This window comes from Dyella subtropica (genome assembly GCF_026283965.1).
Taxonomy (GTDB): Bacteria; Pseudomonadota; Gammaproteobacteria; order Xanthomonadales; family Rhodanobacteraceae; genus Dyella_D; species Dyella_D subtropica.
The window spans coordinates 37,654-54,155 of the sequence record NZ_JAPDPD010000022.1; the positions used below are offsets into that span (position 1 = coordinate 37,654).

At 63.1% G+C, this 16,502-nt stretch carries 7 protein-coding genes; 2 read left to right on the top strand and 5 right to left on the bottom strand.

Annotated features, from left to right (window positions below):
- Nucleotides 1–4: 4 nt before the first annotated feature.
- Complete coding sequence (locus OUZ45_RS17385; RefSeq protein ID WP_266171425.1) at nt 5–2,596, bottom strand: MtrB/PioB family outer membrane beta-barrel protein; 2,592 nt, start codon at nt 2,594–2,596, stop codon at nt 5–7.
- 36 nt (nt 2,597–2,632) lie between these two features.
- Entirely contained in the window at nt 2,633–3,772 is a 1,140-nt protein-coding gene (locus OUZ45_RS17390) for a DmsE family decaheme c-type cytochrome (RefSeq protein ID WP_266171426.1), read from the bottom strand.
- Nucleotides 3,773–4,452: 680 nt separating this feature from the next.
- Between OUZ45_RS17390 and OUZ45_RS17395 the strand changes: the two genes are divergently transcribed.
- The gene (locus OUZ45_RS17395) at nt 4,453–5,037 is read left to right on the top strand and encodes a sigma-70 family RNA polymerase sigma factor (RefSeq protein WP_266171462.1); all 585 of its coding nucleotides are present in this window, start codon (nt 4,453–4,455) and stop codon (nt 5,035–5,037) included.
- Between the two features lie 275 nt (nt 5,038–5,312).
- Nucleotides 5,313–5,666 (top strand): hypothetical protein, encoded by a 354-nt coding sequence (locus tag OUZ45_RS20905; protein WP_425601705.1) that lies wholly within the window; start codon nt 5,313–5,315, stop codon nt 5,664–5,666.
- Nucleotides 5,667–6,400: 734 nt separating this feature from the next.
- Here the strand turns inward: OUZ45_RS20905 and OUZ45_RS17405 are convergent.
- From OUZ45_RS17405 to OUZ45_RS17415, 3 genes are all read right to left on the bottom strand, one after another.
- A complete protein-coding gene (locus OUZ45_RS17405; protein ID WP_266171428.1) occupies nt 6,401–7,552 on the bottom strand; it encodes an acyltransferase family protein in 1,152 nt (383 codons plus the stop codon).
- A 320-nt stretch (nt 7,553–7,872) separates the two neighbouring features.
- Nucleotides 7,873–8,709, bottom strand: a complete 837-nt coding sequence (locus tag OUZ45_RS17410; protein ID WP_266171429.1) for an OmpA family protein — start codon at nt 8,707–8,709, stop codon at nt 7,873–7,875.
- 38 nt (nt 8,710–8,747) lie between these two features.
- The gene (locus tag OUZ45_RS17415; RefSeq protein ID WP_266171430.1) at nt 8,748–15,959 is read right to left on the bottom strand and encodes an ESPR-type extended signal peptide-containing protein; all 7,212 of its coding nucleotides are present in this window, start codon (nt 15,957–15,959) and stop codon (nt 8,748–8,750) included.
- Nucleotides 15,960–16,502 lie beyond the last annotated feature (543 nt).

Consider the following 16,502-nt stretch of genomic DNA (forward strand, 5'->3'; position numbering starts at 1 on the left):
GCTCCTACAACTTCAGGCTCAACATGACGCCCACCACGCTCACGCTGTAGTGCAGCTGGCCGCCCTTGTCGGTATAGAGGCGGTGGTCGTAGCTCAGCGTGTTGTTGAGCCCGGCGTAATGCCAATCACTGAATGCGCCCGTTTCGTAGCGGCCGTACAGGCGCACGCCGACGTTGCTATTGACGCGAAAGCTCAGGCCCAGGTCGAGCGTATTGGTGCGGTATTTGTTGTCGGGAAAACCGCTGCTGGCCGCGGCAACGCCAGCAGCATCGCGGTAGGCCAGCGCGCCGATGGTGGCGTAGTTGTAACCGACATGACCGAACGAGCCGGTGTAGTTGTAGCTGAGGTCGACACGCGCGCGGCCGATGGCATGACTGACGCTGAGACCGGCATTGCGATTGCTTTCGCGGTCGAATTCCCACCACTGGTTCGCATACGGATATAGCGGCCCACCGAGATGGGGGTTGGCCTGGCCGATCCGGCCGTAGGCATTGCCATTGTCAGAATTGTCGGCATCGTTGATGTTGGAGATGCCCATGTGTGAGCCTTCCACACCGAGGTAGGCGTTCATGGTGGTCGCCGGGGTCGGCTGCCAATCCCACTGCACGGTGGCACCGGTCGTACTGGTGCTTTGCCGGCCGATCAAGGCATCGTAGTGATCGCGATTGCCGTAGAACGTGGTCGAAAGCGTGGCCGAGTCACCCCATGGATAGGTGACGATCACACGTGCCTTGCTCTCTGTGCGATTGGACAGATCGTACTTGCGCATGTCGGCGACGGTGTAGGCCGGCAGGCCAATGGCCGGAGTGACGAAGCCGGGCAGCGACTCGGAGTAGAACGGCACGAAGGGATCGTAGTTGTACTTGCCGCCGTCACGCTTGGCGTATTCCCAGCTCAGCCGCACGGTAGCGCCAACGACATCGCGATTGACCCAGTCGAACTTGATGCGCTGGTCATCGACGCGCTTGCGCTCGCGATACTTCGGCTGATTTTGGTCGTAGGTGTAGGTGACGCCGAGCGAGGTCTTGCGGCCGAGTTGCCAGTCGGCGCCGAGTTCGAGCTGAGAATCGGTATAGCTGAAAGGCACGTTGCGCACAGGGATGTTGGCTGACCGATACAGCGGGTTGTTCGGATCGAAGATGCCGGTCTCTCCCGGCACGATGCTGCCCTGCGAACCGTTCTCGGAGATGAAACCGTACTGGCCGGTGAGCGGGTTGTAGGAGAGGTAGCGGGTCTTGTTGTCCTCGCGATACCAGCGCAAGCCGGCATGCCAGCCGAACACGGGCGTGGGATGGAAGGTCACCCGTGCATCGAACAGGCCGGTATCGATGCGCGCATGTGCGCTGCGCTGTGACAACGCCGCGGTGGTGTTCCAGTTCGCGCATGGAAAGGTGTAGTCGGCCGTGGGCGCAATAAAGACGCCGCCGGTGCCGGTGCACGTGGTTGGCGGCAGCAGCGCATCGTTCTGGCGCATCGTGCCCCACGCCCCAGCCAGGGTGAGCTGGCCGCTCCACTTCAGTTCGCGCGACAGGTCCAGCCGCAGGTTGTGGTAGTCGTTGTCCGGCTCCAGCGAGGACTGGCCGTTTTTGATATCGGCCACCTGCGGCGTGCCGGCCACGTTGTACAGGGCAAACGGACTCTCGAAGTTCAGGTGGTCCTTGTGGTTACGGAAGAACGAGCCGTTGTAGGTGGCCAGGAAGTGCCAGATCTTGCCGACGTTGCGCACACTGAGGTTGATATCGGTGGTGCGGAAGTCGACGGGCCGCACCGTCTCCAGAGCGCCGCCGTTGTCGGGAAACGGGTAGTTGAAGAACATCGAGCCGCCCCACAGTCGGGTACCCGTGCGCTTCTCGTTGGTGATCGCAGCCGAGCCTATCCAGTCGCGATACAGCACGCCCTCGTAGCTGAGCCCTTCGCGAGTGCGGTTAAGCCCGATAGTGCGCCGGGGGACGGTCGCAGATACTGCCGCCACCTGCGCCGGTGTGCTGGCACCGGCGACCAGCCGCGCGGGCAAGGTCAGGTCGGTGGTGCCGACACCATTCCAGATCGGGTAAGCGTTGGTCGACACGGTATGCGGCATGTCGCGGTAAAAGCCCTCGATACGGTAGCTGCCGTAACGGCCGGCGCGCAGGCGATAGAACTGGTCGTCGCCGCTGAGGTGGTCGCCGCGGAATTCGGCGTATGCGCCGGTCTTCCGATTTTCGAAGTCGAGTGCGAGCAGGCCCAGCACGGCGCCGCTACGCCAGTCGGCGTATTGGCGGAAATATTCCGCGTTGCGGTCACCGCCGACGTGGAGGTAGCCGAATTCGAGCACCCCGGCATAGGTCCAGTCGCCCTGCCCCAGCGGCTTGCCCGGATCGACCATCGGCGGATACGGATACAGCGCGCCGGTGGGCGTGCGCAGCATGCCTGCGTGCAGATACGACATGCCATCGGGATCGCTCGGTTGCAGCATCGGCGTCCAGCCGCGCGGGTCGAGTGCATTGCCAAACTGCATGTCACCCACACGCATGGTGCCGCTGGTGTCACCAGCCAGCGCCTCCCGCGTGCCGAACAACGCCAGTAGCAGGCCCAGAGTCAGGGCTGTCGGCGTCATGCGATTTCCCTTCAGCGCAAACATCGTCCGCCTCCATCACTCGTGGAGCTTCGATCCGGAAGGATGGTTCGAACCGTGGATATTGGTATGGCAGGTCAAGCAGCCGCGCCCGATCAGCCGCTCGTCCGGATGCGGGCCGGTGCCGAGTCCGGCCGGGGTCTGCAGATCGTTCGGGTGGAGCGTCATGGTGTGGCACTGCTGGCACAGCATCGGAATCGGCGCGACCAGCAGGGTCTGCTGGTTGGAGCCGTGCACGTCGTGACAGTTGAGGCAGTTCGCGCGCACCGGCGCGTGCTCGAACAGGAACGGCCCGCGCTTCTCGGCGTGGCAGCTATAACAAGTCTCGTTGACCGTATCGGTCTTCAGCAGCGGCTTGGTGATGCTGCCGTGCGGGTTGTGGCAATCGGTGCAGGCCATCTGCCCTTCCGGCAGCGGCATGTGCGAGCGACGGTTGAACTTGGCGCGGATGTCCTGATGGCAAGTCGCGCAGACCTCGTCGATCGACGACTTCGCCAGCACGCCCTCCGGCGAAAGCCGCGCCATCGGATTGTGGCAATCGGTGCAGGACAGCCCGCGGTTCTGATGGATCGAACCGATCCAGTGCTGCCGTGCGCCGCCGGCATGACAGCTCAGGCATACACCGGCCTGCTCTTGCGGCGACGTCTTCGCATCGTGGGTGAACGCGATGATCGAACCCGGTGCGGTTGGCTGCTTGGCGTGGTCGGAACCGGGGCCGTGGCAGGTCTCGCAGGCGGCCTGTGGGCCCCTGTTCGCCGCACCGGCGCGGAACGAGGCAACGTGCAGGCTGTGCGAGGCTTGCAGGTTTTCCTGCGCGTGGCAGGCCACACAGGTTTTCGCGCCGATCGCGTCGGCGTTCGGCGCCAGCGGGTTGACCGGAATCGAGGCGGCATCGAACGGCGTGGCCAGGCTGTCGCTGACCGATGGCAGATGTGGATTGTTCTGGCGTGCAGCATTGGCCCCCATGTCGGTGGCCGGCAGCATTTTCGCGATATCGCTCTGACTGAGTCCGCTGGAAGCGCCGTGCTCGACAGCTGCTGTGCTGGCGTTGGTTGCAGCCGCCTGTTGGGCTTGTGCGCTATGTGAACTCAGCAAGATGCCACCGGCGCCCAGCATCACGCTGAGCAAGGCCGTATAAACCAACGAAATGACACGCATGGCTTGGAGCCCTTGGCTAGATCTCCCATTTCAAGCCACACCATGGACAATGCATGCCCAGGTGAATCAACGGTACGTCTTCATCACCCGGAGATGCTCGTCGGTAAGGTGTGAAAGGATGGCGAAGGAGTCGGAGGCCGCTACTTCAGGGAGCGCGATGTTCCCCTCCTTCTGCTAACAGCCTGATTAGTGTCGAATCACAGCTGGCGCGGTTTTCTCCTCCCCTTGCTTGCAGGGGGAGGCCGGGAGGGGGTGAACACTTGAGAAAGCCCCTCCCGAAACGCTTTCTCTAGGGCCCACCCCTCCCCAACCCTCCCCTGCAAGCAAGGGAGGGAGCAAACAGCTCGCGAGCTGTGATTCGACGCTAATCAGGTGTCGCCACGACTCTGGCACTCCTTCACCGAGAATCCACATCTTTGGGTCGAGATTCGCGATCACGTCGCATATGCGATTCCCCACGGCTACGGTCAGGCGGGAAGGTTGTGGGGCAAGGGATCTAGGCGGGTTGAACTCGATCGCATCGCGGCCGCCCCTGGGGCATGGCGGCCATGGGGCGGTCTGTGCTCCCCGCCTTCAGGGCGCAGCGATTTCGCGACCCTCCGACCCGGAGACAACTTTTTTACGTTGTCACGGCACCTACACGGTCACCAAGGCACATCCCAATGACCTCCTCGGCACCCATGAACGACGACGTTATCGATGCTGATGCCACTGATCGCATGCTGCTCCAACGCATGTCCATGGGTGATCGTGTCGCATTGGGGGTGCTTTATCGCAGTTATCACAGCAGGCTATGCCGCTTCCTTTCTCGATTGACGCGACGCGCCGACATCATTGATGAGGTCATCAACGACTGCCTCTGGATCGCCTGGCAGAAGGCGGACAGCTTTCATGGGAACTCACGCGTTTCCACCTGGCTCATGGGCATCGCCTATCGCTGTGGGCTGAAGGCCCTACGGCAACATGGTGACGAGCCTGTCGAAGACGACGCTTTGCAGGAACATAGCAACCACGCCAATGATCTGGATGAAGATCGTGAGTTGCGCGACTGGTTGAGCAAGGGGCTCGATCACCTGTCCGTGGATCAACGGGTCGTGATCGAACTGGTCTATGGGGTGGGTCATTCCTTGGACGATGTCGCCATCATCATGCAGTGCCCCGTAGGCACGGTGAAGGCGCGTCTGTTCCACGCGCGGGTCAAGCTTCGCAACGTTCTCCCAACCTTGGCTGGGGACTTGCCAAGACATCGAGAGCGCGAGCCATGACGTTCCCGACTGATGCAGGCAAGGACTGCCTCCGTGCCTGGGAAGCGATGCCTTGGGTACTGCAAAACACGGCCACTCAAACCCAAAGCATGTGGTTGGAAAGTCATTTGGCGCACTGTGAATCGTGCCGTGTAGAGTTTGCACAACAAAGTCGCTTGCGGCCCGCCGTGTCGCTGCCCTCGGATATTCCGATCGACGCCAATGTCGGGTTGAAGCGCTTGCTAGGTCGCCTTGATACGCCTGATCTTCAACTTCGTTCACGGTCGCGAAACGGGTTGACCCGAGCACTGGTCGCCACGGTGCTGATCCAGGCCATCGGCATCGGTGCATTGGGCGTGAAGTTATGGCCGGCGGGCGGAAGTCCCATGTACCGCACACTCAGTCAAGAGCCTCCCGCCACGGTCCCAGGCGCGATCCGCGTCGTGCCCGACACATCCATGACACTGGGCGATTGGAATGCGTTGCTTCATGCCCTTCGGTTGCAGACAGTAAGCGGCCCCAACGATGCAGGTGTCTACACGGTTGCACCAGCGACAACGAGTTCCACTTCAACAGCGCAACATGCCTTGCAGCAGCTGCGCACCACACGAGGTATCCGCTTGGCGGAGTCTGTCACCGCCACGCCATGAAATGCAGCGCACCATCTGTAAGAGCCAGTTCAAAATCTCTGGTTCTGTATTGAACTGCTCGCCCTCTGCTCGCGGAGGTAAGCCTTTGATTCGCGGTTTCTTGCTTTGATGTTGGGTTATCGCGACCTGGCCGCTTACGCAGCGGGCGTTCCGCCTCGCTGCCGCGAGTCGGGTCACTTTCTCTTTGCTGGACCACGCACCCGCAGGAGCGGGTGCGAACAGCGCAGCTGGCCCGAAGGGCGGAGGGCATGGATGCCCGGAGTAAAGAGAAAGTAACCCAAGAGAAATGGCCTCAGAGCAGGCGATGTGCTCTGTAGCTGTGTCTTATCCAGTGTCAGGCGTCGGGATGGTTTTCTGATGTGTCGCCTTGCATAGCTTTTGATTCTCTCCGTCTTGCGCGGGAGATGACGAGAGCACGAGCCTCTTGGTAACGCCACGCTTCTAACGTCTGACACTGGAAAAAGCGTCGCCACGAAGCGCACCACGCTTTCAGACCATTTCTCTTTGGTTACTTTCTCTTTGGGTCAGCAAAGAGAAAGTGACCCGGGCGCCGGCAGGCGTCCGGAATGCCCGCTGCATAAGCGGCCAGGTCGCGATAGCACGTCGATTGTCGCGAACACAAAAGACACCTGACAGCGCCTGCCCCGCCCCCTATGTTCCGACGTAGAGATTTTGAACAGGCTCTAAGAGAGAAATAGTGGCCTTGGATGTCGTTCGCCAGCGATGTTGGATCGCTACCGATCGTATGAAGAGGGTTGAAGTGGCTCCAGACGTTGGGCCACTGGTGCGTTCGCTCGATCGTTCGACCAAAGCGGGCCGCCAGCCATAGGGACACCTCGCCCTATGAAGTATTCCCCAAGCAATTTGCGCGAGGGCTTCTCCAGGGAGTGATAACTGAGCAGCCCGACCCCCAACCCTATGACACCCATGAGTGTGGCAAGTAAGGTTCGATCAACCACCCCTACCCATCCGAGATGCACGAATACCGCGGCGACAGCATTGAACATGATGGCGTGCCACAAATAGATCGAGAACGAGGCGTCACCCAGGTATTGCAAGATTTTCGGCATGATCCAGGTATTTCGCATCTCGAGCGCGAGTGCCCCATAGACGATGAGAGCGGCCGGAAATCCCCAGCACACCAATCGCAACAGATACGATTGCGGCACCCGACCTGCATGGTGCAGCAGCTCGACTGCCCCGAAAAGCATCCAAATAACGCCAATGCAAAGGGACGCTGCGTAGAAGCGACTGTGGCCGCTTTCGATGAGAAGTCCGATAACGATGCCTAACAAGAACTCCAGCAATATCGGAGCGAATGCATAGTCCAAGGGAATGGGCAGATCGAAGACCGTCGCGAGCATGGCGGCCAAGCCGACAACCGCAAACCAGATGAGCAGTCCCGCAAAGAGTTTCTTTGGGAAAAGAAAGATGCTCAGCGCCGTTACCGCATAAAAGTAGACTTCGAGGGTCAACGTCCACGCGGCCTGGACGCGAAAGTTAGGGATGCCGTCAATCAGAAAGAAGAGTTCCAACTGAGGCTTTTTCACAAACGATGCCGGTAGCGGAACCCATATCATGATCAGCGCGGCCACGCCAAAAGCGATCCAATAGAGCGGATAGATTCTGATGATCCGCTTCATGGCGAACTCGTAGACCGCGCGGCCTCGGCCCACGACGTCCACCTGTGCCGCCGATCGCTTGGCGACGTTGTAGATGATGAACCCCGATATCACAAAGAAGATATCAACCCCGGCCGGTCCGATGGGCACGATATAGGGCTTTGCCCAATGCGTTCGCATGGGAATGATGTCCCAGAACAGATGGCTCGCAAAAACCATCAGGGCGGCGATCGCCCGAAGTCCTTGGATATTTCGATAGTTCACCCTTGCCGATTCCATGGCGTGGCGGGGCAAGCCTGACGATGGAACTCAAGCTCGGTCGATAAGAAGCGATCCCGACCCCCGACCAACTCTTTGCACGACATGGTTCGCATGGAGGCCCCCTGCTTCCTGGCTCGTGTGTCCGTAGACAATGGTGTAACCCAGCGCTACTGGATGCGCACACGAAAGTACGAAGCTCAAAACAGGTAGTGCCGGCGAAGCCGCAAATGGTTGCATTCCTGGCAAGCCGTTCTCGACTTCCCAAAGTGGCGCCGTCCTTGGCGCCTCGTGCCATGACCACCAAGTAGCCATGGCTCCGGTTCTCAGTCTCCGCTATCGATCTTCACTTCCACGCGCCGGTTCGGCGCGAGGCAGGCGATGAGCTGCGTGCGCGGGCCGTCCGGGCAGTCCTTCACCGGGTCGGCGGCGCCATGGCCGTCGGCGCGGATGCGTCCGGCGGGTGCGCCCTGCTCCACCAGGTAGTTCATCACCGCGTCGGCGCGACGCTGCGACAGCTTCTGGTTGTACGTCTCGCCACCGAGACGGTCGGTGTAGCCGACGATGCGCACGGCGTGCAGTTTGTCGCCCTGGTCGCGCAGCTCCGCGGCCAGATCATCCAGTGCCCGGTGCCCGGCCGGGGTCAGGGTTGCCTTGTCGAAGGCGAACAAGGCATCGGCGGAAAGTACGCGCGATTTGTTCGGCGCGGGGGCCGCTGCTGCGGGTACGGCTGACGCCGGTTCCGCGAGCAGCGCCGCGCACGACTCGGGTTTCCAGTAGAAGCTGCGCGCTAGCCGGTTCTCGTCGAACAGCACCTTGTACTGGCACACCGTCACTTCGTCGCTGCCGGGTTTCCGGAAGTTGAACACGTAGTTCCACTCGCGCACTCCCCACACGCCCTCGCTGAAATGCGGATAGCCGATCAGGTCGGACAATTGTGGTTTGTTGAGCCCTGCCCTCACCTGCCGAAGATTGGCCAGGTTGGGGAAGGTGCCGCCCTTGTGCATGGGGGTGACACTGTCCGGCGCCGGCCACACCTGTTCGCTGGCGTTGTGGCCGTCCTTCGCCACGTCGCGGCTGACATTGCCGCAAGCGGCCAGGGCGAGCGCGATCGACGTGGCGACAATGCCTTTGAAATGAAGGCCTTTGAAATGAATACGCATGAATTGAGTTCCTTGAATATGCATGGACACGCCCGCGCTCACCACACCACGCCCGCGCCGACACCCGCGCCGGTATCCCCGCGCGTATTGCTGGTGGCGTTGAGCTTGAACACGTAGCGACCGCTTTCGCTGATGGTCGACACGCCGATAGCGATGCCGCTTTCACCGTGGAAGCTACCCAACGCCACGCCCGCCGAACTCTGGTTGGGCTGGTAGGCCTGCGGCAGGCTGGCCATCGCCATCGCCGAGGCGACGCCGGCATTGGCTCGGTTGCCGACGCGATTGAGGTCGCGGTTGACGCTCTGGAAGCGCTGGTCGGTGTAGTTCTTGGACCAGTCCTTGGCCTGCGTGATGGCATCGCTCAACTGCCCCACATTCACCGCATCCGTGGCGGCGGTGCCTGCGGCCACGTTCGTGACTGTGCGCTCATGTCCCGCCGAGCCCACCGACACTGAGTTGGCCGCGGACGCCACCGAACCCGTGCCGACCGCCACGCTGTTGTCGCCGCTGGCGGTGGAGCCGGCGCCGACGGCAGTGCTGTTGTTGCCCGAAGCCGTGGAACCCGCGCCAGCCGCCGTCGAGTTGCCGCCAGTGGCCGAAGATGCCGTGTTGTTGCCGCTGCTGGTCTGGTAGGTAGTGATGGTGGTGCCGCCACCACCACCACCGCCGGGTGGCGGGTTGTGGATCGTGTTGGACAGATTGATGACCTGCGAACCCAACTGCTGCAGCGTCTGATTGGTGGCATACAACTGCGAACCGTTGATCGCGTCCGTGCTGGTCGCGCTGATCCGTCCCGCCGCCACGTTGGTGAGGGTGCGTTCCGCACCTGCCGCGCCCACGCTCACAGTCGAGCCCGGCGTGGTGCCAGCGAAGTTGTACGTGGTGCCGTTGAGAGTGGTGCTGGCCGTAGCGACAGGCGCGGCGGTGACCGAACCCGCGCCCAGCGCCACACTGCCGGCATAGGCCGCCTGCGTGCCCGCGCCCAGCGCCATGGCCTGGATGCCGTTGGACGTAGCATTGGTACCCAGCGCCACGCCATCGGCCAGGTTCACCGTGGCGTTCTGGCCGATGGCTGTGCCACCCGGTGCCGTCTGCTGCACGATGGCACCGTTGCCCACGCCAATGCCGTTGTCGCCATTCACCGTGGTCTTGGGACCGACCGCTACCGATTCCGCACCCGCCGCCAACGAATCGGAGGCGCTGGAGTTGGCGTGGAAATACTTGATCGGCGTCACCGAGAACGAACTCATCGCGCCCTTCAATTGACGCAACGTCACCGCGTCCTGATCCGCCGTGCCGTCCGCTACGTTGGTGATCTGGCGAAAACCGGTGGCGTTGCCTACCGAAACCGCGCCGAGCAAGGTGCGATCGGTGGTGTTGTACGGCACGACATTGGTGCCGACCAGGATCGAGCCGGAGCTTGGCGCGATCGCGCGATCGGACACCGCGCCCGAACCCAGCGCCACGCCGCCCAGTATCGAGACGCTCGTGTTCTGCCCCAGCGCGGTGCCGCTGTTCGCCGTTGCCGCGGCCCCCACGCCCGCCGCCAATGCATCGAGACCGGTCGCGCCGTTATTGGTGTAGTTGCCTCCGTGCGTGCCGTTGTCGTTCACGCTGTAGTAGTGCGTCGCGCCGGCGGTCACGCTGCTGCTCAGGCTCTCCACGGCCTGGTTGGTGGCGAACAGCTGGGAGCCGTTGATGGCATCGGTGCTGTTCGCATTCACCTGACCCGCCGCTACGTTGGTGACCGTGCGCTCCGCTCCCGCTGTGCCCACGCTCACCGTGCTGGTCGGCGCGGTGCCGGCGTAGGCGTAGGTATGACCATCGATGGTGCCGCCGGTGGTGACCACCGCCGCGCTGGTGGTGCTGCCCGCGCCTAGCGCCACGTCGCCCGCGTTCGCACCCGCAGTGGCGCCGTTGCCGATCGACACCGCGTTCACCGTGCTGGCGGTGGACACCGGCCCGATCGCCACGCTGTTGGTGCCAGCCGCATTGGAGTCGGCCAGCGTGGAATTGGCATGGAAGTATTTGATGCCTCCGCCGTTCACCACGCCGCTGATCTGGTTGAACACCTGCTGCAGCGAGCTGTACGTAGCGCCGCTATAAGTGATGCTGGTGTTGAGCGTGCCGGTACTCGGGTTGTAGGTGGTGCTGCCGCCATAGCTGTTGGCGATCGAGTTGCCCAGGCTGGTCACCGTGGTGCCCACGGTGTTGAGCGCCTGGTTGGTCGAGAACAGCTGCGAGCCGTTGATCGCATCTGTGCTGCTGCCACTGATGCGGCCTGCAGCAACGTTAGTGATCGTGCGTTCGGCACCTACCGCACCCACGCTCACGGTCGAGCCCGGCGTCGTGCCGGCGAAGTTGTACGTGGTGCCGTTGAGAATGGTGCTGGCCGTAGCGACTGGTGCGGCGGTGACCGAACCCGCACCCAGCGCCACACTGCCGGCATAGGCCGCTTGCGTGCCCGCGCCCAGCGCCATGGCCTGGATGCCGTTGGACGTCGCGTTGGTGCCCAGCGCCACGCCATCGGCAAGGTTCACCGTGGCGTTCTGGCCGATGGCCGTGCCACCCGGCGCCGTCTGCTGCACGATCGCACCGTTGCCCACGCCAATGCCGTTGTCGCCGTTCACCGTGGTCTTGGGACCGACCGCCACCGATTCCGCACCGGTCGCGAGCGAATCGGAGGCGCTGGAGTTGGCGTGGAAATACTTGATAGGCGTCACCGAGAATGAGCCCATGGCGCCCTTCAACTGACGCAGGGTCACCGCATCCTGGTCCTGCGTACCGTCCGCAACATTGGTGATCTGGCGGAAGCTGGTGGCGTTACCTACCGAGATGGCGCCGAGCAAGGTGCGGTCGGTGGTGTTGTACGGCACGACATTGGTGCCGACCAGGATCGAGCCGGAGCTTGGCGCGATCGCGCGATCGGACACCGCACCCGAACCCAGCGCCACGCCGCTCAGCACCGAGACGCTCGTGTTCTGGCCCAGCGCGGTGCCACTGTCCGCCGCTGCAGCGGCCCCCACGCCCGCCGCCAGCGCGTCGAGACCGGTAGCGCCGTTGTTGGTGTAGTTGCCACCGTGCGCGCCGTTGTCGTTCACGCTGTAGTAGTGCGTCGTGCTGGCGGTCACGGTGCTGCTCAGGTTCACCAGTGCCTGGTTGGTGGCGAACAACTGCGAGCCGTTGATCGCATCCGTGCTGGAGCCACTGATGCGGCCTGCGGCGACGTTGGTGATCGTGCGTTCCGCATTCAACGCGCCCACGCTCACCGTGCTGCTCGGCGTAGTGCCGGCGAAGTTATAAGTGGTGCCGTTGATGCTGTAGTTCGGCGTGCCGACTGCGGTCGCGGTGGTCGAGTTGGAGCCCAGCGCCACATCGCCCGCGTTCGCACCGGCGGTGGCACCGTTGCCGATCGACACCGCGTTCGCCGTGCTGGCGGTGGATACCGGCCCGATCGCCACGCTGTTCGCGCCGGCCGCATTGGAGTCGGTCAGCGCGGAGTTGGCATGGAAGTACTTGATGCCCCCGCCGTTCACCACACCGCTGATCTGGTTGAACACCTGTTGCAGTGAGCTATACGTATTGCCGCCGTAACTGACATTGGTGGTCAGCGCGCCCGTGGCCGGGTTGTAGGTGGTGCTGCCGCCGATGCTGGTGGCGATGCTGTTACCCAGGTTGGTCACCGTGTTGCCGAGGTTGGTCACCGTGGTGCCCACCGAGTTCACCGCCTGGTTGGTCCCAAACAACTGCGAGCCATTGATCGCATCCGTGCTGCTGCCGCTGATGCGGCCTGCAGCGACGTTGGTGATGGTGCGCTCGGCGTTCAATGCGCCCACGCTCACCGTGCTGCTCGGCGTGGTACCAGCGAAGTTATAAGTGGTGCCGTTGATGTTGTAGTTCGGCGTGCCAACTGCGGTTGCGGTGGTCGAGTTGGAGCCCAGCGCCACATCGCCCGCGTTCGCACCGGCGGTGGCACCGTTGCCGATCGACACCGCGTTCGCCGTGCTGGCGGTGGATACCGGCCCGATCGCCACACTGTTGGTACCGGCCGCATTGGAGTCGGCAAGCGCGGAATTGGCATGGAAGTATTTGATGCCCCCGCCGTTCACCACGCCGCTGATCTGGTTGAACACCTGCTGCAGCGAGCTGTACGTAGCGCCACCGTAAGTGACATTGGTGGTCAGCGCGCCGGTGGCCGGGTTGTAGGTCGTGCTACCGCCGATGCCGGTGGCGATGGTGTTACCCAGGTTGGTCACCGTGTTGCCGAGGTTGGTCACCGTAGTGCCCACCGAGTTCACCGCCTGGTTGGTCGCAAACAACTGCGAGCCATTGATCGCATCCGTGCTGCTGCCGCTGATCCGTCCCGCCGCCACGTTGGTGATGGTGCGCTCGGCGTTCAATGCGCCCACGCTCACCGTGCTGCTCGGCGTGGTACCAGCGAAGTTATAAGTGGTGCCGTTGATGTTGTAGTTCGGCGTGCCAACTGCGGTTGCGGTGGTCGAGTTGGAGCCCAGCGCCACATCGCCCGCGTTCGCACCGGCGGTGGCACCGTTGCCGATCGACACCGCGTTCGCCGTGCTGGCGGTGGATACCGGCCCGATCGCCACACTGTTGGTACCGGCCGCATTGGAGTCGGCAAGCGCGGAATTGGCATGGAAGTATTTGATGCCCCCGCCGTTCACCACGCCGCTGATCTGGTTGAACACCTGCTGCAGCGAGCTGTACGTAGCGCCACCGTAAGTGACATTGGTGGTCAGCGCGCCGGTGGCCGGGTTGTAGGTCGTGCTACCGCCGATGCCGGTGGCGATGGTGTTACCCAGGTTGGTCACCGTGTTGCCGAGGTTGGTCACCGTAGTGCCCACCGAGTTCACCGCCTGGTTGGTCGCAAACAACTGCGAGCCATTGATCGCATCCGTGCTGCTGCCGCTGATCCGTCCCGCCGCCACGTTGGTGATGGTGCGCTCGGCGTTCAATGCGCCCACGCTCACCGTGCTGCTCGGCGTGGTACCAGCGAAGTTATAAGTGGTGCCGTTGATGTTGTAGTTCGGCGTGCCAACTGCGGTCGCGGTGGTCGAGTTGGAGCCAAGCGCCACGTCGTTTGCGTTGTTGGCGGCGGCAGCGTTGCCGAAAGCCACCGCGCCGGCGGCCAGCGCATTGCTGGTGTTGCCGATGGCAATGGAACCCACACCCTGCGCATTGTTGGTATTGCCCATCGCCACCGCGCCATCACCGTTGGCGGTGTTGTTGGCGCCCATCGCGATCGCGCCGTTGCCGGTGGCTGTATTGGGATCGCCGATGGCAACCGCGCCATTGCCGGACGCGGATTGTTGCTGACCGATCGCAACGGCTCCGATGCCGGAATGGACCGTCGACGCGTTGCCCATCGCCACCGAGCCGGTGCCGGCCGCAGCCAATACGGACGACGAATTACCCAACGCAACGCTCGATGCTGCCAAGGCCGAGGAGCCACTACCTCCGGCAAATGCATTACCGCCCGTCGCCTGTGCGTTATAGCCAACCGCCGTGTCATTGGTGATCGTGGCTGAGCCCGAAACACCCGCCACTGCGTTAGGCCCAAGCGCCAAATCCTGGGTGTTGTACGCAAAGGCATGGTTGCCGATGGCCACCGACACCGTGCCTAGCGCATTGGCAGACGCGGAGGGCAGGCTGTTGGCGCCGATAGCGATCGCGCCGGTGCCCGACGCCGTGGCGGACGCGCCAAGTGCGGTGGCATAGGTTCCGCTGGCCGTTGCGCGGTAGCCAACCGCTGTCGTATTGGCATTGCTCGCAACCGTCGCGTTGCCCAATGCGATGGCGCTACCGCCTGACACCGTTGCATTCGTGCCCATGGCGATGGCATCGGCATTGGCGCCCGTCTGAGCCGAATCACCGAGGGCGATGGACGAGGAGCCACCCGCATTCGCGCCGGCCCCAATTGCAACCGCACGAATGCCCGACGCCGCAGCGCCCGCCACTGCTGCTGGTGCAGATGAACCGCCCTCTATGAGGGGATCGGAGGTACCCAACGCCACCGACGAATTCCCCGAAGCAGTGGCGCCACCACCTATCGCCACCGCATTTTGCGCGGATGCCGTCGCCGCGGCCGATGCGGCATTTGAACCGATTGCCGTTGCACCTGCGCCAGTGGCTTGGGCGGAATCCCCCAACGCCGTCGTAAAGTCGCTGGACGCATTGGCACCCTCGCCGACAGCCGCCGATCGCCAACCCGCGGCAGTGGTCGAATCTCCCAACGCCACCGCGCCACCGTTGCTGGTTCCGCTGGCTTTGGCATTCCAACCGATCGCCACATCATTGATAAACGTTGCACTGCTTCCTGCTCCCAATGCCACGGCGTTCTGCGCCGAGGCGAAAGCTACCGTGCCCGCTGCCAGCGAAGAGGGGCCGGAGGAAGTCACATCCGTGCCAATGCCAACCGCCCCCGCCGCGGTCGCTCCCGTGCCCGCCACGGTACGCGCACCCAAATACACGGCATTGAGGCCACTGGCGATGGACTGAAAGCCGATAGCAACAGCGTGTTGCCCAGAACCGTTGGCCACATAACCCATCGCGACGGCTTCGGGTCCGCTCGCCAGCGTTTGGTAGCCAATGGCGGTGGCATAGTCAGCGCTGGCGTTGGCTTGATAGCCCAGTGCCGCGGCGTAGTTCCCGGTGGCCGTGCTCGACGCGCCAGTGGCGATGGCAGAGACACCCGAAGCTATCGCCTGGGTACCGATGCCAATGGCATTCCCGCCGGAAGCCGTCACGTCGGTACCGATGCCAATGGCGCCCCCCGAGGTCGCTCCCGTGCCTGCAGCGCTGCGCGCGCCCAAATAAACAGAGTTAATCGCATTGGCATAAGCCTGAAAGCCAACGGCTATACCGTTCTGTCCCGTACCCTGGGCTGCGTACCCCACCGCGAGCGCGCCCAGTACGGAAGCGTTGGCGGTCGAACCCAGTGCCGTGGCTCCGGTCCCACTGGCCTTGGCCCCAAAACCCATGCACGAGGCGGTGCCGTTGTAGGTGTTGTAAGGCGCCGCGGTGCAATCCACCGACTGTGCCTGCGCGAACGAAGTCCATCCGATCCCGCCCGACGCCATCAGCACGGTGAAAACCGCGGGGCCCAGGCCTCGCGATGATGGACGGCGCCGACTTTGCCCCTGCGAGCCACCGCGATGGCACGCGGCTATCTCCGAAGCGACCACGAGCTGATTCAGCGCGCGGCTCCAGACTTTGCTGTGGATCTTGTTCATACCTTCTCCTTCTGTGGGGACAGGAGCCGGAAGCCGGAGGTCACGAATCGCGGGCACGCAAACGCCCTGGGCGCGGAGCCACTATGGGTTCCGCACCAGCCGTGTCCCTCTGTTCTCCGCGCCCCTGTTGGCTTGCTTACGCGCGCGATCGCCGACCGCGCGCGATGGTCATGTCGAGACAACGTCCCGGATCAATCGCTCAGGCGAGTGGGGGAAACGGTTACACCCGCCGAGGCGCAGGTGGCGCATGCAGGAGCGGTGCGTAGCGAAGAAAGACCTCGAACGAAGGGGCGCGAACGTACTGCGATTCAATCAGCGGCATTGGGTATTCCCATGTCTTGTCCATCTCGATGGATACGTTCCTTTGCGTATGCCACTTCCCATCCTGGGAAGCTGCCCTCCCCTCCATCTGTTGCCGAGGCGCCCGGCCCATTCGCGAGGCCGGCAAGCGCCATCGCCGCGCCGGCCGGCGCGGCGGATGCGTGTAGTCGCTGTATGAACCGAAGGAACCAGCGGTCGCGTCGGGCGTGAGAGATGCACGGA